General features: G+C 48.0%; 21 protein-coding genes and 2 riboswitches. Of the genes, 10 read left to right on the top strand and 11 right to left on the bottom strand.

All coding sequences use genetic code 11. The annotated features are described in order from the left end of the window. Positions 1-116 precede the first annotated feature (116 nt). Entirely contained in the window at positions 117-1,400 is a 1,284-nt protein-coding gene (locus tag ACFYU8_RS17045) for a haloacid dehalogenase-like hydrolase (protein WP_390301028.1), read from the bottom strand. 294 nt (positions 1,401-1,694) lie between these two features. Between ACFYU8_RS17045 and ACFYU8_RS17040 the strand changes: the two genes are divergently transcribed. Further along, a complete protein-coding gene (locus ACFYU8_RS17040) occupies positions 1,695-2,639 on the top strand; it encodes an aminopeptidase (protein ID WP_390301025.1) in 945 nt (314 codons plus the stop codon). 82 nt (positions 2,640-2,721) lie between these two features. Beyond that, positions 2,722-4,170, top strand: a complete 1,449-nt coding sequence (gene cls / locus ACFYU8_RS17035; protein ID WP_390301022.1) for a cardiolipin synthase — start codon at positions 2,722-2,724, stop codon at positions 4,168-4,170. Between the two features lie 79 nt (positions 4,171-4,249). Here the strand turns inward: cls and ACFYU8_RS17030 are convergent, their stop codons facing one another. Beyond that, positions 4,250-5,230: a Rieske 2Fe-2S domain-containing protein gene (locus tag ACFYU8_RS17030; protein WP_390301019.1), complete on the bottom strand. Its 981-nt coding sequence runs from the start codon at positions 5,228-5,230 to the stop codon at positions 4,250-4,252. Between the two features lie 205 nt (positions 5,231-5,435). On the opposite strand from ACFYU8_RS17030, the gene ACFYU8_RS17025 reads away from it, so the two are divergent. Further along, a complete protein-coding gene (locus ACFYU8_RS17025) occupies positions 5,436-6,785 on the top strand; it encodes a nucleobase:cation symporter-2 family protein (RefSeq protein ID WP_390301016.1) in 1,350 nt (449 codons plus the stop codon). 366 nt (positions 6,786-7,151) lie between these two features. Here the strand turns inward: ACFYU8_RS17025 and ACFYU8_RS17020 are convergent, their stop codons facing one another. The 5 genes from ACFYU8_RS17020 to ACFYU8_RS17000 form a co-directional block, all read right to left on the bottom strand. Further along, a complete protein-coding gene (locus tag ACFYU8_RS17020) occupies positions 7,152-8,126 on the bottom strand; it encodes an ABC transporter substrate-binding protein (protein ID WP_390301013.1) in 975 nt (324 codons plus the stop codon). 68 nt (positions 8,127-8,194) lie between these two features. Next, positions 8,195-9,859 carry a helix-turn-helix domain-containing protein gene (locus tag ACFYU8_RS17015; RefSeq protein WP_390301011.1) on the bottom strand — a complete coding sequence of 555 codons (1,665 nt, stop codon included), beginning with the start codon at positions 9,857-9,859 and terminating at the stop codon, positions 8,195-8,197. A gap of 18 nt (positions 9,860-9,877) precedes the next feature. Next, positions 9,878-10,261, bottom strand: coding sequence for an OsmC family protein (locus tag ACFYU8_RS17010; protein WP_390301009.1), 384 nt, complete (start codon positions 10,259-10,261; stop codon positions 9,878-9,880). Between the two features lie 97 nt (positions 10,262-10,358). Then, positions 10,359-11,993 (bottom strand): M20/M25/M40 family metallo-hydrolase, encoded by a 1,635-nt coding sequence (locus ACFYU8_RS17005; protein ID WP_390301007.1) that lies wholly within the window; start codon positions 11,991-11,993, stop codon positions 10,359-10,361. Between the two features lie 58 nt (positions 11,994-12,051). Continuing rightward, positions 12,052-12,792, bottom strand: a complete 741-nt coding sequence (locus ACFYU8_RS17000; RefSeq protein ID WP_390301005.1) for an IclR family transcriptional regulator — start codon at positions 12,790-12,792, stop codon at positions 12,052-12,054. Positions 12,793-13,138: 346 nt separating this feature from the next. Between ACFYU8_RS17000 and ACFYU8_RS16995 the strand changes: the two genes are divergently transcribed. Next, a complete protein-coding gene (locus tag ACFYU8_RS16995; protein WP_390301040.1) occupies positions 13,139-13,903 on the top strand; it encodes a dimethylarginine dimethylaminohydrolase family protein in 765 nt (254 codons plus the stop codon). A 72-nt stretch (positions 13,904-13,975) separates the two neighbouring features. Next, a complete protein-coding gene (locus ACFYU8_RS16990; protein WP_390301003.1) occupies positions 13,976-15,385 on the top strand; it encodes an amino acid permease in 1,410 nt (469 codons plus the stop codon). 75 nt (positions 15,386-15,460) lie between these two features. Here ACFYU8_RS16990 and ACFYU8_RS16985 read toward each other — a convergent pair whose 3' ends face one another. After that, positions 15,461-16,780 carry a D-arabinono-1,4-lactone oxidase gene (locus ACFYU8_RS16985; protein WP_390301001.1) on the bottom strand — a complete coding sequence of 440 codons (1,320 nt, stop codon included), beginning with the start codon at positions 16,778-16,780 and terminating at the stop codon, positions 15,461-15,463. After that, complete coding sequence (locus ACFYU8_RS16980) at positions 16,768-17,955, bottom strand: amino acid deaminase/aldolase (RefSeq protein WP_390300999.1); 1,188 nt, start codon at positions 17,953-17,955, stop codon at positions 16,768-16,770. Before ACFYU8_RS16980 ends, ACFYU8_RS16985 begins: the two co-directional genes overlap by 13 nt. 289 nt (positions 17,956-18,244) lie before the next feature. Beyond that, a riboswitch (purine riboswitch) is annotated at positions 18,245-18,344 on the top strand. Between the two features lie 53 nt (positions 18,345-18,397). Here ACFYU8_RS16980 and ACFYU8_RS16975 point away from each other — a divergent pair. The 3 genes from ACFYU8_RS16975 (at position 18,398) to ACFYU8_RS16965 (ending at position 20,598) form a co-directional block, all read left to right on the top strand. Beyond that, positions 18,398-19,831, top strand: coding sequence for an NAD(P)/FAD-dependent oxidoreductase (locus ACFYU8_RS16975; protein WP_390300997.1), 1,434 nt, complete (start codon positions 18,398-18,400; stop codon positions 19,829-19,831). A 184-nt stretch (positions 19,832-20,015) separates the two neighbouring features. Then, positions 20,016-20,330, top strand: coding sequence for a hypothetical protein (locus ACFYU8_RS16970; protein WP_390300995.1), 315 nt, complete (start codon positions 20,016-20,018; stop codon positions 20,328-20,330). Further along, positions 20,323-20,598: a hypothetical protein gene (locus ACFYU8_RS16965; RefSeq protein WP_173619803.1), complete on the top strand. Its 276-nt coding sequence runs from the start codon at positions 20,323-20,325 to the stop codon at positions 20,596-20,598. The genes ACFYU8_RS16970 and ACFYU8_RS16965 overlap by 8 nt, the downstream gene beginning before the upstream one ends. 51 nt (positions 20,599-20,649) lie before the next feature. Here the strand turns inward: ACFYU8_RS16965 and ACFYU8_RS16960 are convergent, their stop codons facing one another. Both ACFYU8_RS16960 and ACFYU8_RS16955 read right to left on the bottom strand, forming a co-directional pair. Further along, positions 20,650-21,063 (bottom strand): MarR family winged helix-turn-helix transcriptional regulator, encoded by a 414-nt coding sequence (locus tag ACFYU8_RS16960; protein ID WP_390300993.1) that lies wholly within the window; start codon positions 21,061-21,063, stop codon positions 20,650-20,652. A 201-nt stretch (positions 21,064-21,264) separates the two neighbouring features. Beyond that, a complete protein-coding gene (locus ACFYU8_RS16955) occupies positions 21,265-21,882 on the bottom strand; it encodes a DUF3298 and DUF4163 domain-containing protein (protein WP_390300991.1) in 618 nt (205 codons plus the stop codon). A 155-nt stretch (positions 21,883-22,037) separates the two neighbouring features. On the opposite strand from ACFYU8_RS16955, the gene ACFYU8_RS16950 reads away from it, so the two are divergent. Together ACFYU8_RS16950 and ACFYU8_RS16945 are read left to right on the top strand one after the other, a co-directional pair. Further along, entirely contained in the window at positions 22,038-23,513 is a 1,476-nt protein-coding gene (locus tag ACFYU8_RS16950) for a methyl-accepting chemotaxis protein (RefSeq protein WP_390300989.1), read from the top strand. Between the two features lie 281 nt (positions 23,514-23,794). Beyond that, positions 23,795-23,917, top strand: a riboswitch (SAM riboswitch). A 200-nt stretch (positions 23,918-24,117) separates the two neighbouring features. Further along, a complete protein-coding gene (locus ACFYU8_RS16945; protein WP_390300987.1) occupies positions 24,118-25,146 on the top strand; it encodes a BMP family lipoprotein in 1,029 nt (342 codons plus the stop codon). Positions 25,147-25,247: the final 101 nt, after the last annotated feature.

Genomic DNA, 25,247 nt, shown 5'->3' with positions numbered 1-25,247 from the left:
ACCGCTGATAGTTTATCGTCTGTAGAAAATTTAGTCATAGAAAAAACTGCACCTCCAATCGTTAGTTGTGTCTAACAATTGGGGTGCAGTTCAAGTACAAGGGCGGTTTTTCTACGTTATTTCGCGACTAACTGCGGCTCTTTCTGCCCAAGTCGGATCGTCGCTTCATTCGGAATCCACATGCCTGTGTTCTCGTCACGTCCTTGCAGGACTACCGTAGGATTGCCTTTGCCCATTTGTTCTGCACCTTTGGTAATTTGCTGCCCAATTTTGCCGCCCTTGACGCGGTTCACGACGAGCACGAGTTGCACGCTGTCCAACTCCGTCATCATTTCGAAATCACCGTTGCTATCGCCCGCGATAAAGATTGGGCCATGACCATACTTTTTCACCAATACATCCTGGATCACTACAGTCTTGCCGTGGCTGACCGTAATCGGGTAGTCAGGCTGGTACACATTCGTGATCCGTCCGTTTTCTGTTTTCAGACGCATGCCGATGATGTTCTCCGCTGGGAGATTGTAGCCATATTTCGGGAGAGTGGCAAAGACACGAACAACATCCTCCAAGGAGGCTGACACGACATACACGTCGATGCCATTGGCGCGAAGCGTGTTCATCAGGTTTGCTACTTCTGAGGTGAGGCGCAAGCCTGTTGTGTGAGAGGCTTTAACCACGCCAGTTTTGCCTGCCAACGATTTCGGGCTCGTCCAGGTTACTTTTTGAATCGACATGCCCAGGCTGAGATCATTGGATGCCTCTGCCAATTGTTGTACTTCTTCAACGGTCATGTTCGTGAAGAGGTAGAGCACCCACGGATAGCCAATCGAGTTGCTGTGTGTATCATTGATCGCTTCATACAGGAAAAATAGCTTAGCTTTGAAATCTGCGAATTGCTCTGTTGCTGTCACTTCTTCCAGCGACTTTGTTCCTTTGAGACCTTGATAATTTTGATATAAGTACGTGTAGTCAGCTACGAGATCAGTCGCGATGGCATCGAGTGTGACAGGCTTGCCGTCGACATTTTTATACGAATCGGAAAACGGTCCCTCTGGTACATTCGTGCGGATGACCTTCCCGAATTCTTCTGGTGTGAGCTTGTAAGCCAGATGGTTGATCTGATAGACAAACAGCGCTTCTTCTGTGTCATGCATGATGCTCGTATTGTCCCAGTCAAAAACGGCATACGGCTTTTTCTTGGCATCATAGGTAGCGCTCTTGATGCCGTTTTTCTCAATCAATTCATGGACGGCTTGATAAGTAGCAGGTGCCCATTTCCCCTTGTCGAGCATCTGCACGCTGGTGTCTTTGGCCAGAGCTGGCATCTGCATCGCGAGTAGAGCGACGATCATCAGCATGGTCAGCCACCATGTTTTGTGTTGTGCTTTTCTGTGTGACATTGTTGTCATCCCCTTCTTCTTTTTCTCGAACCCTCTAAATGAAAACGCTGTCATTTCCTTTAAAAAGAAAAAGGCCTTCCCCACGCCTTTTGCAAAGCGCGGGTAGAAGACCTCATTGTCTTAAGCGTTTTCATTTGTATTCTAATCATACTAAATCTTACAGCAAAAGCAAGAAGATTCCGATAAACATCATAAGGGCAGGACTAACGATCTATTTAGCGAAGACAAAAGGGTTTGCAAGAAAAAAGTGGATATAATCTAACCATAAGATAGATGAAAAGGGATGATTCTTACATGACGTTGATAGAATCCAGCAAAGCCATTTTGATGAATTGCTTGGCATTGCAAGCGAATGAGACATTTTTGGTGGTGGCCGACGAGCGGAAGCGGGACATTGGTGAGGCGCTCTGGGAAGCAGGGAAACAGCTAGGGGCAGAAGCGATGCTGATGGTCATGAAGGAGCGGGAAAAGTCCGGTCAAGAGCCCCCTGCTGCTGTTGCAGCGGCGATGAAGAGTGCAGATGTGGTGGTATGTGTGACCCAGCACTCTTTGACGCATACAAAAGCACGAAAAGAAGCAGCAGCAAATGGTACGAGACTGGCTACCATGCCAGCCATTACGGAAGATATGTTCCTAGCTGGAGCAATTTCTGCCGACTATACACAAGTAAAGGCTCTCACCGAGCGTGTGACCGAGATGCTAACCCGGGCAAGTACCGTGCGGATCGAAAAAGCGGGCAAGTCACTGACGTTTTCTATCGCAGATCGCAAAGGGGTGCCGAGTACAGGTATGTACGTCAATCCTGGTGAATCGGGCAACTTGCCTTCCGGGGAAGCGTATATCGCCCCACTGGAAGGGACAGCAGAGGGACAGATCCTGGTCGATGGTTCTATCGCTGGTATCGGGAAAATCGATTCGCCCTTGCTACTGACGGTCCAAAATGGCCGAATCACAGAGGCAGAAGGAACGGCGGCTGAACGCCTCCTGCAAATGCTCGGTGACCAAGACGGGCGGATGCTGGGTGAATTCGGAATCGGAACGAATGACAAGGCACGTATCACGGGAGTTGTTTTAGAGGACGAAAAGGTGTACGGAACGATCCACGTAGCCTTTGGCAGCAACAATACTTTTGGCGGGACGATTGTCGCGGGTGTACATATTGATCTGGTTGTCAAAGAGCCGGATGTATATTTGGACGACAAATGTATCATGAAAAGCGGAAAGCTATTGGCAACATAGGACAAACTAGATGGATAGGAAGGATGAATCCCGAAACGAAATGCTGTAAGATGGGAGTTATCCTAGAGGTGGATGTGGTGTGATGGCAATGTTTGAAAAAATATTTGCGATTATAACAATAGGTAACCTGATCTTGGCTGCCGTTCTTATTTTCATGGAGAGGCGAAACATTGCGGCAACCTGGGCCTGGTTGATGGTTTTGCTGTTTTTGCCGGGCATCGGGTTTATCGTTTACCTGATTTTTGGACATAAGCTAAGCAAGAAAAAGCTGTATCGGCTCAAGGAAGGGGAATTTTCCCATTTTCGGGCTGCGGTCGATAGACAAAAGCAGTTGCTTGCCCATGGTGAACTACAGGTGAACGACCCTGAGATGGAGAGACACCGCGACATGATTTTCATGAACGTGGTCAGTGATGGAGCGTATTATACGCAGGATAATACCATTCAGGTTTTTAGAGAAGGCCATAGTCTGTTCAACCTCATGTTCAAACAGATGGAAGAAGCACGCGAGCATATACATTTGCTCTACTATATTTTGAATGACGATGATTTAGGGAAACAGCTCATTCAACTGTTGACGAAGAAGGCACAGGAGGGCGTCGAGGTTCGATTGCTCTATGATGCGGTAGGTTCTTCTGGTGTCTCGTCCCGTTTCCTGCGCCCACTGGTAGAAGCAGGGGGAGAAGTCGCCTCCTTTTTCCCGGCGAAGATTCCGTTCCTTAATTTTCGGGTCAACTTCAGGAATCATCGCAAGCTGACGATTATTGATGGCAAGATTGGCTATATCGGAGGCTTCAACATCGGGGATGAATACTTGGGCAAAGATAAGAAGCTGGGGTATTGGCGTGACACCCATTTGCTGATAGAGGGAAGAGCGGTGTACATGCTGCAAGCACGCTTTTTCCTGGACTGGAATTTGTCCGCACCGAAAAGAATGCATGAGTCACTCGCGTATTTTCCGGAGATTCAAGAGGCCGAGGGCACGATTGGCGTTCAGATCGTATCGAGCGGGCCAAACTCGGAAAAAGAGCAAATTAAACATGCCTTTTTGAAGATGATTTACAAGGCACGGAAGAAGATCTACTTGCAGACGCCCTATTTTGTTCCCGATGAGAGTATGCTGACGGCACTGAAAATGGCGGCGATGTCCGGCGTGGATGTGCGGGTGATGGTCCCGGGAAAACCTGATCATTTGATGGTGTTCTGGGCGACTCATTCTTATCTCGGTGATTTGTTAAAGAGCGGTGTGCGCTGTTTCCTCTACGAAAAAGGCTTTATGCACGCCAAAACAATCGTGGTCGATACCCAGCTGTCGTCTGTGGGAACGGCCAATGTCGATATTCGCAGCTTCAAGCTGAATTTCGAGACGAATGCATTTATGTACGATTCGCAAATGGCAGAGGAGCTGGAGGAACTGTTTGTCTCCGATCTGGCTGATTGCCGGGAAATGACATTGGGAGAGTATGTGAACCGACCACTGCGTTTGCGCTTGCTGGAATCGTTGACACGCCTGTTGTCTCCGCTTTTATAAAGATGGGACTGGAAAGCAAAAGAGGACCTGTTAGCCTATGTGAACAAACACGGGCTGGCAGGTCCTTTCTGTTTATACTTTATGCGGTTCCGAACGTAACACCCATCTCCGTCAAGTATTGACGGTAAGCGATGCTCGCACGGTCGCATTTTAAGGACAGCTCTACTTGCAAATCGAGTGGCAGGTCCTCAGGCTTTTGATTTTCCACGATCGGTTTATCTTGTGCGAAGATGAGGTTTTGGAAGCTAATGATTTCCTCATCGGAAAGGTTCGTCTCATAATTAAAAGAAAGTACGCCATAAGCTACGCTTCGCGCTTCATCCAGCGGCATCACAGTAAGCAAAATAGACATCAGATTGCCGTTTTCTGCATCGCGTTTCGTAAATTTAACCGTGAGTGGACGGAGGATTTCGTAGGTGTAATAGACGTGCTTTGCTTGACCAGTACCGTCTGGGTCAGGCTGAAAAATCTTGATCTCATCTGTGCGAATGACACCGTTCTCGTCGCGGTGAACGCGGTAGTCCCCGATTTCCATGTGTGTTTCGACACCCAAATAACCCTCATGAACGACAGCCAGATGGCCTACATCCAAAAAGTTCTCTACGACGCGTGGAGGCTTGGCCATCACGGTTTGTGGCCCCCAAATGACATTTCGAAAACGTTCATCCTCAAATTCCGGCAGTGCAAAAAACTCTGGAGATTGGTTGGCGAGATTCACCCACACGAATCCATAACGCTCTGCACAGCCGTATAAAATAGCGCGCGCCTTGCCGGGAATCGCTTGATCGGCAGGCAGCTGAGGAATTTTTACACAGGCTCCGGATGCTTCATATTCCCATCCGTGATACGGACAGACCAGCTTTCCTTCTCGGACACAGCCCAGAGACAGGGCAGCGCCTCTGTGAATACAGAGGTCTTTAAACGCATGGATTCCTTCTTCGTTTCGGAAGAGGACGACCCGCTCGCCCATAATGGTGACCTGGATCGGGCGGTCTTGCACATCCACCGAACGACAGGCGACGATCCACTCATTACGTAGCACGGTATCTTGCACGATCATTGATGAGACACTCCTTTGTCGATACTTCGGTTATTCACCCATTGTAGCGGGTGATTAGAAGGGAAGTCAACAGAAAACACGAACATTATTAAGTGAAACTACCTATTTATTACGTAAATAGTTGCCTAATACCGTAATTATCCGTTATAATCCCACTTATATCGTTCGTGATTAGCTAAAATACCACTAGGGAGGCCTTTTGAAAGTGGAACAACATCGAGAAAGCAATCAGCTTGTTGTGGGCGTCGATGACAAAATCAGTGTGGGCAAGGCATTTTTACTTGGTTTGCAGCACGTGTTGGCTATGGACTTGTACATTGCTCCTATTATTATTGCTGGGCTGCTGACCATGGACGCTTCAAGCACTTCTTTCTTTATTCAAATGTGTTTTCTCGCGACGGGTATCGGGACGTTAATCCAGACCGGATTTGGATTGCGTTTGCCTGTCGTACAAGGCCCTTCCTATGTACCAATCGGTGCGCTGGCTGCAATCGGCAGTAAGCTGGGCATGGGTGCGATGATTGGCAGCATGATCCCTGGAGCTCTGTTTGTGGCCCTGATGGGTTATCCATTGAAGTGGTTTGCCAAAGCGGTTCGCAAATTCATTCCACCACTCGTAGGCGGTACGGTGATCATCATCGTGGGTATTGCTTTGATGCCAACAGGGATGGGGAACATTTATCACTCCCCGGGAAATATTTGGACGAACATTTTGATTGCCGCCGTTTCTGCTGGTGTGCTTGTCATCTGTATGCTGCTTGGCACAAGAGCAAAGGTAGCGGGTGCGTTTTTTAGACTTGTATCGGTCCTGATTGCGATTTTCGTCGGAACGGTAACGGCTGCTTTTTTTGGAACGGTAGATTTTAGTCCGGTTGGACAAGCGTCATGGCTGTCCTTGCCGCAGCTGTTTCCGTATGGGGCCCCTGTATTTGATCTCAGTGCTGTTTTGACGATGCTATTTGTTTATTTGATTATCATGATTGAAACAACAGGGACTTGGTTCGTGGTCTCTACGGTAACGAACAGTGAATTGACGGAGGAGCGACTGAATCGCGGTGCTGTCGGTGAAGGCTTGGGATGCTTTATTGGCGCATTGTTCGGAGGTACACCTACGACTGGATATTCCTCCAATGCAGGGTTGATCGCGGTGACAGGAGTAGGAAGCCGGATGGCGATTATGTCTGGAGGGTTGATCTTGATTGCCCTTGGGTTGGTGCCAAAGCTGTCGGCGGCGATTACCTGTATTCCGGAGCCAGTCATCAACGGAATTTTTGGGATCGTGTGTGTAGCGATTGTGGCAAACGGAATCAAAGTCATTCAAAACATAACGATTGATGATCGGACGATGATGGTCATTGGTTTGCCGATCCTCTTGACGATGGCGGTAACAGTCTTGCCAAAAGATGCGCTCACAGGAGTACCTGATTTCGTGAACTACATTTTATCTTCAGGGATTACAGTAGGGGCGTTGGCAACAGTTCTTTTGAATGTCCTCATTCCAGAAGGCAAAAAGAACCGAGTGAAGGTTCCACAGCAACAGCCTGTCAGCAACTAATGACAAACAGGCCGGCGCACTAAGCTGCCGGGCTGTTTTTATACTTTAGTTAAGAGGTTATGATCATCCTAAGTTTTAAAAGGTATCGATGAGCCAATAAAGCTGGCGAGAAGAAAAAGCGCAGGGCTCGTAGACCTTGACAGCGCCTACCCAGTCGGAACTTCCAAAAGGGGACCCGCTTGTCGAACACTTCTTCCTTGAGAAACTTCCGCCCGTAGGGTGGCTTTGGCTCGACGGTCCCCTTTTGGAAGTGGAGACGGACAGTCAATCCCCCTTGCAGGCGTGTCAGAGTCGAAGAGAACTGTGCTTTTTCTTCTCCTCCACTATGTGGACTCAAACCAGAATGCCCTTCATAGGTCTTGCTTATTATTTCTTTGTCCCAGTCAAATACTGCACAGCTTCATCCAGCTGCTTTTCAATCAGAATGGCGTCGTATCCTAGCCATCTGTCCACGTTGACAACATACACATGGTTATTTTTAATGGCAGGCAAGTTTTTCCACAAGCTGCTTTGTTCGATTTCTTTTAGATATTGGGTGGCATCTTCCCCTGGGAACAGCATCAGGAAAATATGGTCGGCCGCATATTCTGGCAAGAGCTCCATGGACAGGTCTTTTGACCAGAACAGCGGGTCTTTTTCAATCTCAGTCTTGATAAGTGCAGGTGGAGTCAACTGTAGATCGTTGTACAAAACATGCCCCATATTACGAGCGCCGTACATTTTGATTGTTTTCGCACGGACGTTCATAGCTGCGACGGTTTCGTTTTTTCCGACCTTGGCTTGTACGAGCTTGCGAGCTTCTTCCACCTTTGCTTTGTACTTTTCCTCCCAAGCCTTTCCTTCTTTCTCCATGCCTAGTGCTTCCGCTACCTTCTGTACATGACCAAAGACATCGTGTTGATCAAAATCGATTGCAACAACGGGGGCGATTTTCGTCAGCTTCTCATATACTTGTTGTTCGTCATCGGAGCCTGTCAGGATCAAGTCAGGCTGCAATTCAAGGATTTTCTCCAGATTGTAGGCATCATAATCTCCCACGAGTTCGATGCCACTGACCAACGGAGCCATGTCGGCACCTTCCATGTGTCCCTTCAATGCTCCGATTGGCTTCACACCTAGAGCAAGCATAGAGCCCACATATTGCAGGGCTACGACACGTTTTGGTTTCAAAGGAATGGTGGATTCGCCTTTCGCGTGCTTCAATACGCGTGTTTCGCTACCTTTGTTCTCTTGCGCAGGTGCCGATGGATTAGGGCTGGCAGTCTGACCGCATGCAGTGAGCAAGAGCAAGGAAAGAATCATGAATCCGGGAAGCCAAGCATGTATGCGTAATGGTTTCATTCGTATATCCTCCAAGGTTGAAAATGATTCTCAACAACAAGGATCATCTTACCCTGAACCTGCTCTTATTATCCATGGAGAATATTCCGTTTTTCCTTGGACAATGTGGCGGTGGTTGATTGAGTCAAAATATGGACAGCCTCTTCCAGTTGAACGTCGAGGGAGAGGGGGTCGTACGAAAACCAGATCGGGTTGAGTACGGCTACCTGGCCTTTTTGCACAGCCGGAATCTGTTGCCATAGATCCTGTTCCATCAGCTTTTTGAAATGTGCCCGTGAGAGATCATCATCAAAAATGTGGACAAACAGCCAATCGGCGGCATACTGACTCAATTGAGCCTCGTTGATTTGGGTCGCCCAAAAATTTGGGTTCCGTTGCAGCTCCTCTTGAATCATTTTGGGCGGCGTCAGCTTCAAAGATTTGTACAGAACATGCCCGATGTTTCTGGCGCCGTATGCCAATAGGCTCGTTGGACGCACATTGAGGATCAAGAATGTTTCGTCCTTCTGAATATGAGCGTCGATGGATTGCTTCGCCTTTACAACCTTCTGTTCATGCTGCTTGAGCCACGAGTGTGCCTGATCCTTCCTATCAAACATATCGGCCAGCATGTTCAAATGACCGAATACATCATGCGCAAGCCAGGGGAGTGCTAAGGTAGGGGTGATTTTGGAGAAAGCAGCGCAATCTCCTGTCGATTCCGTCAAAATAAACGTCGGTTGCAATGGCTTGATCAAGTCCGGTGTGTTCTCGGGCAAGCTAACGATTTCATCTGCTTCTTTCATGCGTAATTGCTCGCGTAAATATAAGACTTGCTCTTCTGGAGCGCCAATCGGTCTGATTCCGAGAGCCAATAAATACTCGGCATAGTGGAAGGTGACGGGAGCCAATTGCTTCTGGTTCATGCGGACAAAGACGGTGGGTGATACCCCAATCTGTTGCTTGAAACGTCTGCTGAAGTAAAACTCATCTGCATATCCGACGAGGCGTGCCACCTCACGCAAGCGTTTATTCGATTCTCGCAGAAGTGTCTTCGCATGCTCCATCCGACAGCTTGTCAAGTAATCAATCGGGCTTTTTCCGACCTTTTTTTTGAAGAGCTCGGTGTAATACCGAGGGGTCAGGCCAGCTCGATTCGCCAAATCATCCAAGGAGATGGACTCCGCATAATTCGCATGGATGTAGGAAATGGTCTGATCAATGACTGTGGACGTCTCTACAGCAGCTTGTCGCTCTGCATAGCTCCATATCAGATGCAGCAATTGCTGGAAGCGAATCTGATTTTGAAACACTTCCAACGGCTCACTGGCTTGCTGGTGGGCGTACAAAGTGAGGGCAAGCTCCGTGCAGTTGTCGATCTGGCTGAAGACATTTTGGTTTTGGTCAAGCTGCCAGGAACGATTCGGGATATAGGCATTGGTGAGCGCATCTTGTTGTTGCAGTAAGTCAAAATAGAACACAAGGAAGCGGAGTGGATCTTCTGTATCAGCCCGTACTTGTCTGGAAGATTCTCGTGGAATGATGAGAACACCTCCCTCTGGCAAGTTGGCTTGATCCGATTCGTCCAGTATGCGACCTGTTCCTTTTGTCACGATGAGTATGGCATGGGTAGATTCCCCTGAAAATAGCCATTCTTCTGCTTGGGACAAGGTGATCTGCTGTATGTCTTTTAGAAGAAACAAAGAAGTTGGCGGTAGAGACGTACTTGTATGTGCAGCACGATTGTCGCGCATGATTACCTCACATTTCCATTAAGATACCAATTCGAAGGACTCGGTTACGACGATGCTTCCCTTGACGGATTGGACCATCGGGCAGTTTTTGCTCGCGGCTTCAATGGCTTTTTGCACTTTTTCTGCTTTCATGTTTTCTCCCGTAATGATGAAGTGCAGGTGAATTTTTTCAACACGATTTGCTTCTGCCTCATTGCGCTGAACATCTGCCGTTACCTTCATGTCTGTGCACGGCATTCTCATTTTGTCCAATACTTTTCGCAAAACGCCGCCACTGCAAACAGCGATGGAAGAGACCAATAGCTGGTAGGGACGAAAGCCATATTGTTCATCACCCGATACGTGTAGCTCACCGTAGGACAGTTGAGTGATAAAGCCATTTTCTTTCGCTTGAAATTCCATGCGTAACCCTCCCGTGAGATTGCTTTTCTTCATTATAAGAAAAAAGGCTCCCGCGCGACAGTAATCTATCGGTACAGGAACCTTTCCCCTTTTTCTATTACTTCAATACTTTCCCATTTTGCAAGAGAGACTGGATGCAACGAGGAAGCATGTCTTTTAACGTATCGAATGCATAGTCGACGTCCAGACGCTCCGTCCACTGATGAGCGTCACGTCCGACTGGACCGAGGTTCATGACAGGTACATCAAAAGCTTCGAGCTCCTGAAGCGGAATGGAGTAGCCGTTGTCCCATAAAGGCATGTTCGCTACCAATGGCTTCATGGATGCCGCCGGATATTGGAGTCCGACGTAGCTTAAGTCAGAGATACCGCCAAAGTAGTTTTGTTTGACCAAATTGACCTGGTGCTGATCTCTTGCGTATGCTTTCATCTCTTCCATTGTTTGTTGAATCAGAGGATGATTGCGCGAGCTGACTGCCGGGTAAAACGGCGGAGCAAAGAACAAGATCATCATCGGCGACAGCTCTTTGCAAAGAATCGCTAATTGATCCACCAGCTCGATCGTGGTGTCGCGGTCGTCCTTGTTGCCGCGGTTGGCGATAACATCTGCTTCCAGCTGGCGCAGCTTTTCTTCCCCGTACGTTTTCTTCGCGTAGGCATATAGCTCTTCGTAAGTCATGACGGAAATGGACAGATCCCGCGGGCTGAACGGCGCGAAGTTGGCAAACTGGCTCGCTTGCTTCAGGTAGTTTTGCTTCATACTCTCTGCGACATTTCGTGCTGCTTCAAGCAGAGGCTCTACGACATCCTCCATTTGCTTCTCCAGCAGGAACAGGTTGAACAGCGTCACAGCGCGGTGCGGAATTTGCACAGAGTACTCTTTTTTCAGATCCTTTTGAATCAGGTTCGTCGGCGGAGGAGAGGCTTCCCCTTCTACGACCTCGCAAAAGGAAGTGTTCAGCTCCAGCTCACATGTCATTTGAGAGGCCATGTAATTGCCGTTTAAGCCAGCAAAAGGCTCGCCGACATGTGTTTCTTTGCCGTAGCAGAGGAAGCCTGGCAGCACTTTTCCGATGGAGCCAGTGTACAAGTACGTATTCGTATCCCCTGGATAGCGGGTAAACATCGGCTCGGAGTTGAGTACGGTGGTGTAGCTCAGGTCGAACTCTTCGGCGATTTTCAACAGCGCTGGGACTGCTGCTCGCATTCCGACAGAATTCACCTCTTCGTCAGGGACGGTCAGAAGCAAAATGTTGCCGTCGAACTCTCCGGCAATCGCTTGCTCAATCATCGACATGTGCAGAGTCAGTCCGCACTTCATATCCATGGTTCCACGGCCAAACAGCCAGTTTCCAGTGCGGATATCCTGTTGAACATCAGCTGGCATATCTGTTTGGTTTTGCTGGAATAGAGGAGTGAGGGTCTTCGGATCAAAAGCATGCTTCATCCAGGCGCCGTAATCCTCGACATCGACTACATCAAAATGGCTGACGAGAATGACGGTGTCCCGTACGCCTTCCTTTTTAACCAAAGCGGTGACAAAATGGCGCCCATCTCCAGTTGGATTCGCACGCACATGATCAGGATTGGCTTGATAATAAGGCAGGGTACGCAGCTGATCCACGACGTAGCCAGGCAAATCCTTCTCGGCAGATGACCCTGTAATGCTTGGGATGCTTACCAAATTGCACAATAGATCAACGAGTTGCTCCTTTGTTTGCCATTTTTGCATTAAAAACGCCTCCGTTTTCCGTATAGTGAAAACTGTTTCCGGTTAGTGGGCAAAAAAATTAAGGTAAGGCACCGATTTTGTGAGAAATTTCTTTGGCACTTTGTTGTGCTTGCTCAATCAGTGAGGACAAGAGTTTATCATTGATCCGATAGCTTGGAACGCCGATACTCAAAGCGCCTATGACTTTTTGGTTAACGCCGAAGATAGGAGCGGCAATGGATGCGGTGCCCTCGGTTTTCTCACTGTAGCTGACTGCATAGCCGTTTTGTCTGATTTCTGGCAGTCGTTCCAACAGCTCGCGACGTTTTTCTGTATCCGGGATTAAACCGATCACGATTTGCTCTGCTTCGGTCGGATTCATGCTGGCGAGAATCGTTTTGTTTGCCGCACCGATATGTAGCGGAATACGCTCGCCCAGATTATCCATGCTTCTGACAGACATTGGACCTTCCACTCGTTCGAGTACGATGGCATGAGAGCCTTGCGGAATGTTCAAATAGACCGTTTCTCGTACATCTGTTGCCAATTGTTCCATGACAGTTCGGGCGACTGCGCGCATATCCATCTTGTCCAGGATGCGCAGCCCGATTTCCATCCATAGATAGCCGACCTTGTACTGTTTGCTCTCAGGAACCTGGAGGATGAGTCCATGCTTGATGAGGCTGCTTATTAAACGGTGGACCGTACTTAGTGGCAGGTTCGTTTGTTCAGCAATTTCCGAGATGGACCAATGCTGCTTGTTTGGATCTGATACCAGGACGGAGATGATGCTCATTGCCCGGTCAATCGATTGTACCAACGTAGGTTACCTCCTGGCCTTGTTGCATAGTGACTGCTCATCGAATGTCACGCCAGCCTAATATGACCTCAATCTATCAGAATTTTTCAGCCGAATCAATATAATTTAGACTAGATAAAAATTGTTGACAAAAAATTTGAAACTATTTTACATTAAGAGTGTAATTTTGTATTGCAGAAGCAATTCCACAATGCGGAATATTTCTGAGTGATTACTCAGAGGAGAATGAATGCAACATGGTGGCGATGAACATGCAAAAGTAGCAGATGCGGAAGCGTTTACATGCTCGTTTCTCGTCGCCTACTGTCAAAAGCAAGATTCGAAAATAGAAGGGAGATCTATCATCATGAAATTTTCACGTGCGATTGTAAGAAAACCGGGAAACAGTTATGTAAATGGTTTGACGACTTCTGATTTGGGTACACCCGATTTTGAACTTGCTCTCAAGCAGCATGCCGCTTACGTAGAAGCGCTGAAACAGACAGGTCTGGATGTAACCGTTCTGGAAGCGGACGAGCGTTTTCCGGATTCTACATTTGTCGAAGATACAGCGGTCCTCACGGAAAAGTGCGCCGTCATCACCAATCCCGGTGCAGAAAGCCGCAATGGTGAAATTGAGGATATGAAATTGGTGCTTCCTCGTTTCTATGACACGATTGAATATATTCAGTCCCCTGGCTTCCTCGATGGCGGAGACGTCATGCAGGTAGACAACCATTTCTATGTCGGTCTCTCTACCCGTACGAATGAAGAAGGAGCTATCCAGTTCCGCGAGATTCTCTCCAAATACGGATATGAAGTCATCATTGTTCCACTGAAAGAATTTTTCCACCTGAAAACAGGAATCGCCTACCTTGGCAATGACCTGCTTGTCCTGGCAGGGGAGTTCATCGATTCTGAGGTATTTAGCAAATACAAGCATCTGATCGTGGAAAAAGAAGTAGAATACTCCGCGAACTGCATCCATATCAACGACTACGTCATTATTCCAAAAGGCTTTGAGAGCACGAAAAAGCAAATCACGGACGCTGGTTATCATGTGATTGAGCTGGATATGTCTGAATTCCGTAAACAAGACGGAGGATTGAGCTGCCTGTCCCTGCGCTTCTAACGCAGGCAGTTCTCTCTTTGTTTCTCGACCCCTGATAGGCCTCTTAAAAAGCTGGTGAAAGAGAGGAATCATATGAACACTGGGAATGAAAGAGATACAGAGCTACAACGCTCCATGAAAAGTCGCCACTTGTTTATGCTGTCGTTAGGTGGCGTGATCGGAACAGGGCTCTTCCTCAATGCTGGCTTTACGATCAATCAGGCTGGACCTGGCGGAGCGCTTGTCGCTTATATCGTCGGCGGGATTTTGCTGTATCTGGTCATGACGTGTCTGGGTGAGCTTTCTGTAAAAATGCCAGTAACAGGCTCTTTCCAAACATACGCCAGCAAGTATATTGGCCCGGCGAGCGGGTTTACGCTGGGATGGATGTATTGGTTAGGGTCAGCTACAACGGCCGGGGTAGAGTTCACTGCAGCGGGCATGGTCATGCAACGATGGTTCCCGGATACGCCGATCTGGATTTGGTGCGCGCTCTTTATCGTTTTGCTCTTTGCTTTCAATGCGCTGACGACAAAAGGGTTTGCGGAAACCGAATACTGGTTTGCCGGAATTAAAGTATTAGCTGTCCTTATTTTTATTATTGTCGGACTAGGTGCTATATTCGGTATTGTCAGTATGGAAGGAAGACCTGCTCCGTTTCTCTCCAACTTCTCGGCAGATGGGGGACTATTCCCGTTTGGCATTATGATCGTCTTTGTGACGATGATGAACGTCGTATTCTCTTATCAAGGCTCTGAACTGATCGGAATTGCAGCGGGGGAAGCAGAAAACCCTCAGAAGACCATTCCGCGGGCGATTCGCAACGTTGTGTTTCGTATTCTCGTGTTCTATGTGGCGTCGGTCACGATCTTGTCCGCACTCTTTCCATCGAGTGAGCTGGGACTCTTGGAAAGCCCGTTTGTGACAGTGTTTGATTCAGTGGGGATTCCTTTTGCAGCGGATATCATGAACTTCGTCATTTTGACGGCTCTGTTGTCTGTCGGCAACTCATGCTTGTACGCAGCAACTCGCTTGTTGTGGTCACTTTCCCATAGCAATATGGCGCATCCTGCTTTTGGAAAATTGACCAAGCGTAAAGTGCCCTTGAACGCGCTCTTGGCGACGTTGGCGTTCTCGCTTCTGTCTCTGTTAACCAGTGTAGTTGCAGCAGATACGGTATACGTGCTGCTCATGTCTGTATCCGGTATTGCGGTTACCTTCACGTGGATGGGGATTGCTCTCTCTCAATTCAATTTCCGCCGTCAATACTTGCGCGAGGGTGGAAAAATAGAAGATTTGCAGTTCGTAGCACCGTTTTACCCGGTGATGCCGATCCTGTGTCTGGCTATTTGCACATTCATTCTCATCTTCCCGGCGTTTGACCCGACACAACGTATTGGACTCTTCTACGGAATCGGTGCGTTGGTGCTATTCTATACGTTCTATTATGTGCGGTATGGACGCAAAAAGGTGCATAAACCGAATCTCCCAACGCAAGGCTAAGCCTTCATGATCGATACAAAAATGCCCCGGCCATGATGATGTGGTCGGGGCATTTTTGTGGTGTAATGATTATCTTCAGGAGATGCCGAACAGATCGGCCAAATACGGGTTCACGAACAAGCCGTCAGGGTCGAGCTCAGAGCGAATGGCGAGGAAATCGGGCAAGCGCGGATAAACCTGATGAAGCTTCTCGGTGGTCATGCTGTGCATTTTCCCCCAGTGTGGACGTCCGCCATATCGGGCGAAAATCTCCTCCATCCGGGCAAAGTACGCTTCGTAAGGCATGCCCTTGTACATATGGACGGCAATGAAGGCACTATCCCGTTCGTAAGCGGGACTGAGCCAGATGTCGTCCTTTTTGACGTATCGGCATTCCAGTGGAAAATGAACGGCAAAGCCCTCCTGCTCAATCGCCTGACGCAGCTCTAGTATGGCATCGCCCATATTTTCAGCGGGTAAGCAGTATTCCATTTCGTAAAAACGAACAAGGCGCGGGGTGGCGAAAAGCTGATGACTGTAGCCGCTCTCATGGACAGAGGGAACGCTTTGGGCGGACAGTCTACTGACGCTTTTGGAGAGAGAAGGGCGCAATCGGCAGCTCTCCGATAAGAGCCAAAACAGCCCATTCTCCACCACCATTTTCTTCAAATAGCTCCAACGTTGATTGCCGCTGGGGGGATCGCTGGTCTCGTTCATGAATTTCACTTGAACGGTGTCCGAATATGGGAAGATAAAAAATTCGAAATGCCGATGCTCGGTTTTAAACGTCTCCAGAGAAGACAGGCACTCCTCTAGTGGCATACGACGACTTTGGTAGCGCAGGCGATAGGCTGGGAGGACACGCAGCTTGACGCGTACAATGATGCCCAAGAGACCAAGAGAGACCTGTATGGCTTTGAACAGCTCCGACCGGGCGTGCTCGGATACTTCCAAAACCTCCCCAGATGCGGTCACGACTGTCAGCCCAATGACTTGCGTGGAGATGCTGCCAAAATGAATGCCTGTGCCATGTGTTCCGGTGCTGACGGCCCCTGCAATGGACTGGGCGTTAATGTCTCCGAGGTTTTCTTGAGAGTATCCCGCTTGATGCAGGAGGTGTCCGAGTGTTTTGAGCTTGGTGCCTGCCCAGACTTCAACGGTATCATCGGCAGGGTCTACTACACTTACGATTCCTTGGAGATGATTCAAGGAAAGCAAGCAGTCTTCTGTCTGAACGAGTCGCGTGAAGGAATGACCTGAGCCGACGACTCGTATCCGTGTACCTGCCTTCTTGCAAGCAAGGACAAGCTGCACGACCTCATCGACGGACTCTGGCATCGCGATTTGTTTCGGCTGACTTTGTACATTTCCTGTCCAATTGGTCCAGTGATTCGCGTGCTTCCTTACAGTGAGCATAATCCATCCCCCCGATAGGTGGTCACTTCCTCGATGATTTTTCCGCCAGAGATGCAATACAGACGGGTAAAACGTTCGCAGAGCTCTCCTGCTTTCGCATGGCGAAAAAAGATCGGATCTCCCAACTCGAGCGTTTCCATGCCTTGATAGTGGATCGGTGTCTGGACCTCACCTGCTCCTTCGTTGCGGAACAGCTTTGCTCTCGCTGGCAAGTAAGGCTTGGGGAGTCTGTCCTGCCCCGCAGAACCAGAGGCGATGTAACCACCACCCGCACAGGTGTAAATATGCGGAGTGGGTTTGCGGATAATCTCCAGGGCAAATCCAGCAGCAGGATGAAAGCGAAAATCTTGAAAGTAGTCAAACAGCCCAGGCGAAAAAAATCCGGAGCCTGCTGTCACCTCTGTAACGGCGTCTTCTTTCCCGGTCAAGTGCAAGCTGCCCGTTCCCCCACCGTTTACGAAGCGAAGAGAAATGCCTAGCTCCCGAATGGCATGCACCAGTGTGGCGCGTCGCTGTGCCACTTCTTTCACGGAATACTGCTTGAGAAGACGAATGATGCTGTTTTTCAGGAATTGACGAGGGTACCGATCACCCACCCCGGCAATCTGAGCTTCGTACCCCATGACACCATCTAGGTAAAGATGATCGGAGGAAGCGACGCGCTTGGCAAGGGAGAGGGACGCCTCGAGAGAGCGAAGAGGGGAGCGCCAGACGCCGAAATGCAGCCCAAACACATCAGATGACATGTCAATATCGAGACAGACAGGTAGCCTGGTTCCCGTTTCCCGGGCGATTTGTTCGAGCTGTTCGACATGAGGGAGAGAGTCGATCATCAAAGTAATGGAGCGTCCGTTTTTAATCTCAGAGGCGATTAACAAAAGCCAGCTTTTTTCCCAGAGCGGATAGCCGAGTAGCAGGTCATCGAAGCCTGCCTCGCACAGGTGAAGCACCTCAGGAGCGGAATAGCACATGAGACCACGAAAGCAATCGTCCAACTGTAGTACATGTTTGAGAATGGCAACGCTTCGGATCGACTTGCTCGCGATTCGAACGGGTTTTCCATTGCTTTGCAAACAGATTTGCTCCGCATTTTCCTCCAGGAGATCTAGGTCGACGAAAGCGAACGGCTTTGGAACACCGGCAAAGGCAGACTGATAATAGCGATAATCCCGCATGTACATGCCTCATCCTTTTTAAGAGATATAATATACGGAAAATATTTCATAAAATTCTTTCTATTCTACCTGTTTGTGACTGATTCCTTCCTGAGCAGATGAGCGTCGTGTACAGAAAAAGCGAATGTTCGCGTTTTAATGTTCGTGTTTTGGTGTGTTTATCGATTGTAAAGGCGTGTTAACATTAAAATAATCTTTAAAAGACGAATAAATAGGCTGATTGCAGTTGACTTGATTCAGCTTATAAGCTACTATACATATTGTTGTGAAGAACAACGCAGGCTTGACGAATGAAATAGTTATTTGTATTCGTATATCCTCAGAAATATGGTTTGAGGGTCTCTACAGGGAACCGTAAATTCCCGGCTACGAATAGGGCAGATTTGGTATACCCTATTCGTCGGCCGGGAATTTTTTTCATTTTTTCGGGGGAGGGAACGAAATGAATAAGTATGACGTAATCGTTGTAGGAGCAGGACCAGCAGGGATATTTACATGCTACGAGGTAATGAGAAAAGCACCGAATACCAAGGTGCTGTTGATTGATAAAGGGCATGACATCTATAGCAGACGCTGTCCGATCTTGGAGGAAAAGATCAAGCTCTGCCCGCCGCCAGCAGGAAAAAAAGAATTCGCAGGCTGTTTGCCGGCCTGTTCGATTACTAGTGGTTTTGGTGGAGCAGGCGCTTATAGCGATGGAAAATTTAACATCACCACCGAATTTGGCGGTTGGATGACAGACTATCTCAGCCCTTCCACTGTACTCGAGCTGATCAAATACGTGGATGAAATCAATTTGGAGCACGGGGCAACCCAATCGATTACGGACCCGACTACAGAGACGATCAAGAGCATTGAGCAGCGCGGCTATGCAGCTGGACTCAAGCTGTTGCGAGCGCAGGTACGTCACTTGGGAACGGAGCAAAACCTGGAGATTCTCCAGTCGATCTTCGAGCATTTGAAGAAGCACATCGACATGATGTTCAAGACAGAGGTGGAGGACATCATTACGGTAAAAGGAGAAGAAGGCCATCAGGTAAAAGGTGTCGTTTTGAAAAACGGCCAAGCGTACGAAAGTGATTACGTGGTAATCGGTCCAGGCCGCGACGGCTCTGCATGGTTGACGGATATCTTGAAAAAACGCCGCCTGAAAATGTACAACAATCAAGTCGACGTAGGCGTACGTGTAGAGACGTCCGATGTCGTCATGCGCGAAATCAATGAACACCTGTACGAAGGAAAATTCATTTTCAATACATCTGTCGGAACGCGTGTACGGACGTTTTGCAGCAATCCATCCGGTCACGTGGTTGTGGAAAACCACAGTGGGGTCATGGCGGCAAACGGGCACTCTTACAAAGACCCGGCGCTGGGCTCGATGAATACGAACTTTGCGCTCTTGGTATCCCATACGTTTACAGAGCCATTTGACAAGCCGAATGAGTACGCGAGAGAAATTTGCAAGCGGGCGAACGACCTTTCAAACGGTGGGGTTATCGTGCAAAAGTACGGTGATATTTTGCGCGGTCGACGTTCCACGGAGTCGCGTATTAAAGAAGGTTTCCTGGAGCCTACTCTGAAGGAAGCGGTGCCGGGTGACTTGGGACTCGTGTTGCCCTACAATACGATGAAAAGTCTGATTGAGATGGTGGAAGCACTGGACAAGGTAACGCCGGGAATCGCTTCCGAGCACACTTTGTTCTATGGAGTGGAAGCGAAGTTCTACTCGGCACGTCCGAAACTGACGGAGGAATTCGAAACAGAGATCAAGGGATTGTTTTGTGGCGGGGATGGTGCCGGAATAACGCGTGGTCTGGCACAGGCCGGAGCTGCTGGGGTCTGGATGTCTCGCAATATCACGAAACGCATGCAATAAAGAATACGATCAAAAGCAAATAGGCTTCTTGCCGGGCACGCTTGTGCTTGGTGGGGAGCTTTTTTTCATGACAGAACATCATCAGGAAAGTAATCGTCCCGATGTCACGAGGAATTAGGCAGAAGCGTATTGTATAGAAGGGCCAATAATCAAACCACGACCTTTTGTTGGCAGGGAGGTATCTATGTTTTTTTGTGAGGATGACGATACCGCTGTAATAGCACTTTGGATTATTTCGATTGGCTTTGTCATACTGGCCATTGATAAAACAACCAGATTAAGTCAAAAGCCTGCCTGCAACAATGAGAAGTCAGTGCAGCCGCTCATTCAATTAAACAAGCAAGTCAATGGGAAGAATAAGAATGGCAATGACGACGATGAAGATAGGCAATTCAAACGAATTGAACAGCAAATTGCTCAATTACGAGACAGTATGCAAGATATAAAGAAGAATTTGCAGGAGAAGCCATCCAAAAATGGAGGGAAGAAGGATGATTGACAAAAATCTGGCGAATGAGCTGGCAGCGGTAGGCGGGTGGATCGCTGTTCTGGCTGCCTTCCTATCGGCTATAGGCACGACTGGACAGGTGGAACCGGATCAGGATACTTCTACAACGAACGTAGCAAATGACAAAGAATCAAATGAGTTGAAAAAACAAGTGCTGCAACAGAAAAAACAATTGCAAAAGCAACAGATACAGCTTGAACTGATTCAATTGGAACAAGAGCTCAACACCATCATCCATAGTACAAGGAAAAATGGCTAACAAAAAATGACTTCTCCAAACTGCTTTTGGGCGAAGTCATTTTTTTACGTGTTACGACGGTTGCATATTATCGTTCATTTTCTTCAAGACGCGGTTGAAGATAGCGAGTTCTGCTTCGTCAAGGCCACGGAGTGCCAGCTCCTCTTGCTCTTTGGCTGCCTCCAGCCATTCCGGGAACCGTGCGATTGCTTGCGGGGACAAGGACACATAGCGCTCACGCTTGTCATCACCCTCTGAGCGAATAATCCAGCCCATCTCTTCCAATCGGGTGAGTGTCCGGGTAATCGTCGGCGCTTCTACATTCAGGTAGTTGCTCAATTGAACTTGGGTGAGCGATTCACGATAATGCAAGCAAAGGATAATACCCCATTGCGAGCTGTATAATCCCATGGGAGCCATAGTCCCATTCAAAGATTTACTGAATATTCTTGCGGTTTGGCTAATTCGATGACCATAATATTGCATGAATATATACCTCCAGGAAAGCTGGTCCGATATATCGTACACTTTATTGCTTAAGTAAATATGTACAATAACATACTAGCAGTTCTGGACATATAAGTAAACGTTTATTCGATGGTGAAATAATGGATTTTCTGACACAAATAGAACCAGGCAAGTGTCATGGAAAAAGACTCTCACCTGGCTATAGAATACGGTGATGCATTAATCCGCGGACAAGATGGCGAGCGGCCCTTTTTCATTGATGAGCGGCTCCAGCTCATAGACCGAAATGGGGAACATGGGGAAACCGACGTAGTAAGGCGTAATTTCGTACAACTGGAAGTAGATGACCAGTGCTTTGTCAGCGAGGTAATAATCCTGATCGGGCTTAATCGAGGTAAAACCGTTTAGTGTGGGGATGCTTCTTTCTTTGATTTGACGCTTGATGTTTTCGGAAATCACCTTGACGTAATCGCTTCCTGGCTTGAATAATTCACGCAGCGTATACAGCTTGCCTGTTTGGATATCTGCCGTGATCGACCCGAGGAAGGTCATGCCGTGAGCCATTTGCGGTGTGTAGGCGTAATTGCTCAACACGACACTGAAAATGCCGCGTTCGTTTGTCTTTATTTCGTAGCTTCCTTGCATTTGTGTATTTCCCGGTACTTGGACCCGTTGCTGCTCGTGAATTAAGCCTTGAACCGTTTGATAAATCGCCCGGTTGATATCTTTTTCCGCTTGCACATTGGCTAGGCCTGCCAATTGCGGATAGTAGATCGTGGTGTTCGGACGGCTAATCGTCCGCGTCAGCACGGTAGCTGGCAATTGATTGAGTTCCACTTTTCTCCGTTTGCCTCCTGTACGTGTGAGTTGTGTAATAGCCTATTCGAAATTGTTTTTGGCTGTTCTTACTTTTTTCACAAATTTGGCAAAGGTTTGGCTATATAATGGGGAAAGAATCCGATACATAAGTAATAGGGAAAAGGGGGGCAATTATGATTCAATTGATTCGCAATACCTTGACTGACAAAGAAGGTTTTATGATTTTCATCCTATGGAATCATTTATGGATGGCGGGACTCATTGCCTACCAAGTGGATGTGAACTTCTGGAAAGTGACGTCCTTGGGATTGCTAGTCACTCTAATTGTTTCGCCGTATTATTTCATTCGCAAAGATAGTCATGTGATTCGTTATCTGGTAGCAATTGGACTCATGTTTTATGCGATTTCATTCGATCACTTTACCGATTACCAGGAGGTTACCTTCCTCGCCTTTATCGTCATGGGCTTTTTGGCAGCCTATTTGGATTGGAAGCTAGTCGTAACAGCTGGAATTACCCAAATCATTGTCACGGTTATCGGGTTCTACACAGGAACCTACGAGATTTTCGAAGGTGATTTTACGGAGCTCAATTTGCTTATGCGTATTGTCACGATTCTCATGATGATGGGAGCCGTCACGTATCTATGTCTCGCCGGACAAGCCTCCTTGCGAAAAGCTCATGACGCAAGGCAGGAAGCGGAAGAGAAGGAGCGCCGTCTGGGAGAAATGCTTCTGAACATCCAGCAAATGACGGAGCAGTTGGATCGTACAAGCGATCATGTGCATGAGCATGCGGAAGGTACGAAGCGCAATACAGATGAAATGATGGTAGCCTTCAAGGAAGTCGCCACAGGTATGGAATCGCAGGCGAATTCTACGGTGAAGATCGAAGAAGAGGTTCAATCCATCGATCAGGAAATCGAAGAGGTCACAACACAGACCAACGCAATGAAAACAGAATCGCAACAAAACAACCGTCGTCTGGCAGATAGCGTTCAGATGATGAACGAGCTGTCCTCGCAGATGGAGCAAATTGTGCAAGCAGTCAATGTAGCAGCTTCTACGATTCATCAGCTCAATCGGCAGGCGAATCGCGTAGAGGAAATTGTCGGCGCTATTAATCAGATCGCGACACAAACGAATCTCTTGGCACTGAATGCGGCGATTGAATCGGCGCGTGCAGGCGAGCATGGTAGAGGATTTGCTGTTGTAGCGGATGAGGTACGCAAGCTGGCAGAACAAAGCGCGACAGCTACGCAGGAAATTACCGACATTCTCAAGTCTCTGCACCAGGAAAGCGAAAATGCGGTTCAGCATATGAGCAATGGCGAGAATTCTGTTGCAAAAGGCCGAGAGTTGGCAGTGAAAACAGTGGCGTCAATCGAAGCGGTACGCGCTGGGATGATGGCGTTCTTGGAAGCGGCTGATCAAGTAAGCTCCAGCATGGACCGGGTAAAAGTGCGCTCCGGAGAGGTTGCCATCGAGATGTCGACTATTACAGCTGTAACCGAGGAATCAGTTGCCAACTTAGAAGAGCTGTTTGCGACAGCCGAAAACCAGCATCAAAAAGTGCGTGAGATTACGGAAGAGCTGGGCGAGCTGAATACGTTGTCTCATCGTCTCCAGCAAACCTTCCATGTAAATTAATTAAAGGTTGTTTAAAAAGTCGTATTTTGATCACGAAGTAGTTCTGAAAGCTGATTCGGCATCGAAATTGACGTTCACCTTCGAAGTCCGGTGCTCATGTAGGTCTCCTACACTCCGCTCCTCCTTCTTCAGGTTCTCGCCAATTTCTCGGTGCTGAAAAGACGACTTTTTAAACTTCAACTTCGGTTCACTTATAGAAGTATTTGGAATTGAGAAAAAAGAATTGATTTTTTGAACCATTCTGCTAGAATGAATTCCATTGTAACTATATATATTCACCTACCTTATCAAGAGCGGCGGAGGGACTGGCCCGATGATGCCCGGCAACCACTGGACATGTGTATACATGAACAGAAAGGTGCCAATTCCTGCAAAACCTGTACCATGGTTTTGACAGATGAGGAAGAGAACGGCTTCGTACGCAAACTCTTCCTCCGGGAAGAGTTTTTTTGTTGTATTTGTAAAGGGAAGGGAGGAATAAACGAACGATAAATTAATTTTATAAGAGAATATTCGTAAATAGTATTGAAAAAATGGGTAAAAAGCCGTACATTACCTAATAGGATAAAGAAAAACGCAAAGTTCGGATGGGGAGAGATACATCATGAAGAAGTTATTGCTGGCATTAACGACATTCGCAGTATTGGCAACAGGGTGCTCGACTGGCACAAATGCACCTGCAGATCAGCCAGGAGGACAAGCAACAGGACAAGAGGGCGCGGGTAAAAAGCGAATTGCCTTGATTTTGCCCGAGAAAATCGGTGTGAATCCATTCTTCCAACAAATGGATGAAGGTGCGAAGAAAGCCGCGCAAGAGCTGGGCGCAGAAGTAAAAACGATTGAATCTACGGACCATGGAGCGATTGAAGAGAATCTGCGCGTGGCTGTTGCAGAAAATTATGATTTGATCATCACTTCTTCCTTTACAGCAGAGGATGCATTGAAGAAAGTAGCTACCGAAAATCCTGACCGCAATTTTGCGATTATTGATACCGTCGTCGATTTGCCAAACGTTCGCAGTGTTACCTTCCGCGAACAGGAAGCGGCTTACCTGGTGGGAGCAGCAGCAGGTCTGGCAACGAAAACGAACAAAGTCGGTATGGTTGTCGCTCTTGATATTCCGCAGTTGAAAAAATGGACAGTTGGCTTCGAAGAGGGCTTGAAAGCGACGAATCCAAATGCAGAGCTGATGGTCAACTATGTAGGAAGCTTCACTGACCCGGCAAAAGCGAAGGAATTGGCTTTGCTCCAGGCTTCCAAAGGCGCTGACTTCATTAACGGTGCAGCAGCAGTAGGCGACCTCGGCGTTTTCGAAGCGGCGAAGGAAAAAGGCTTCTTCACAGCAGGTCAGGACGTTGACCGTACGACGATTGATCCAGAGCATATTGTTCTGTCCCAATTGAAAGGGACCGACGCGGCAGCTTATGAAACGGTGAAGAACTTTGTAGAAGGAACGTTCAAACCAGGTGTGGTTGCGTATGGCTTGAAGGAAAAAGGCGTAGGCGTAACCTATGTAACGCATGAAAGCAAAACGCCTCTGAACGCTTTTATTGGTCAAGAAGTGGTGGATAAAGTGAAAGCGATCAGCGATGAGATTGTAGCGGGCACCCGCCAAGTACCAGACAAGTTCTAAATACGCACGTAAAAAAGCTTGTGCACAGTGATGGATGTGACCGACTACGGCTGTGTAGTCGGTCTTCCATTTTCATAAAAGGACGTACAGAAATGAGGGAG

The organism is Brevibacillus sp. NPDC003359 (assembly GCF_042878995.1).
Taxonomy (GTDB): Bacteria; Bacillota; Bacilli; order Brevibacillales; family Brevibacillaceae; genus Brevibacillus.
The sequence above is the reverse complement of the archived record's forward strand: the minus strand, read 5'-3'. Positions and strand labels throughout refer to the sequence as shown.

What these genes read in the sequence shown, in the direction of transcription:
- ACFYU8_RS17015 (WP_390301011.1), bottom strand. Translation starts at nt 9,859, where the DNA reads ATGCGCGACAATCGTGCTGCACATACAAGTACGTCTCTACCGCCAACT.
- ACFYU8_RS16990 (WP_390301003.1), top strand. Translation starts at nt 13,976, where the DNA reads ATGAACACTGGGAATGAAAGAGATACAGAGCTACAACGCTCCATGAAA.
- ACFYU8_RS16965 (WP_173619803.1), top strand. Translation starts at nt 20,323, where the DNA reads ATGATTGACAAAAATCTGGCGAATGAGCTGGCAGCGGTAGGCGGGTGG.
- ACFYU8_RS17005 (WP_390301007.1), bottom strand. Translation starts at nt 11,993, where the DNA reads ATGCAAAAATGGCAAACAAAGGAGCAACTCGTTGATCTATTGTGCAAT.
- ACFYU8_RS16995 (WP_390301040.1), top strand. Translation starts at nt 13,139, where the DNA reads ATGAAATTTTCACGTGCGATTGTAAGAAAACCGGGAAACAGTTATGTA.
- cls (WP_390301022.1), top strand. Translation starts at nt 2,722, where the DNA reads ATGGCAATGTTTGAAAAAATATTTGCGATTATAACAATAGGTAACCTG.
- ACFYU8_RS17040 (WP_390301025.1), top strand. Translation starts at nt 1,695, where the DNA reads ATGACGTTGATAGAATCCAGCAAAGCCATTTTGATGAATTGCTTGGCA.
- ACFYU8_RS16975 (WP_390300997.1), top strand. Translation starts at nt 18,398, where the DNA reads ATGAATAAGTATGACGTAATCGTTGTAGGAGCAGGACCAGCAGGGATA.
- ACFYU8_RS16960 (WP_390300993.1), bottom strand. Translation starts at nt 21,063, where the DNA reads ATGCAATATTATGGTCATCGAATTAGCCAAACCGCAAGAATATTCAGT.
- ACFYU8_RS17045 (WP_390301028.1), bottom strand. Translation starts at nt 1,400, where the DNA reads ATGTCACACAGAAAAGCACAACACAAAACATGGTGGCTGACCATGCTG.
- ACFYU8_RS16945 (WP_390300987.1), top strand. Translation starts at nt 24,118, where the DNA reads ATGAAGAAGTTATTGCTGGCATTAACGACATTCGCAGTATTGGCAACA.
- ACFYU8_RS17020 (WP_390301013.1), bottom strand. Translation starts at nt 8,126, where the DNA reads ATGAAACCATTACGCATACATGCTTGGCTTCCCGGATTCATGATTCTT.
- ACFYU8_RS16980 (WP_390300999.1), bottom strand. Translation starts at nt 17,955, where the DNA reads ATGCGGGATTATCGCTATTATCAGTCTGCCTTTGCCGGTGTTCCAAAG.
- ACFYU8_RS17010 (WP_390301009.1), bottom strand. Translation starts at nt 10,261, where the DNA reads ATGGAATTTCAAGCGAAAGAAAATGGCTTTATCACTCAACTGTCCTAC.
- ACFYU8_RS16970 (WP_390300995.1), top strand. Translation starts at nt 20,016, where the DNA reads ATGTTTTTTTGTGAGGATGACGATACCGCTGTAATAGCACTTTGGATT.
- ACFYU8_RS16985 (WP_390301001.1), bottom strand. Translation starts at nt 16,780, where the DNA reads ATGCTCACTGTAAGGAAGCACGCGAATCACTGGACCAATTGGACAGGA.
- ACFYU8_RS17030 (WP_390301019.1), bottom strand. Translation starts at nt 5,230, where the DNA reads ATGATCGTGCAAGATACCGTGCTACGTAATGAGTGGATCGTCGCCTGT.
- ACFYU8_RS16950 (WP_390300989.1), top strand. Translation starts at nt 22,038, where the DNA reads ATGATTCAATTGATTCGCAATACCTTGACTGACAAAGAAGGTTTTATG.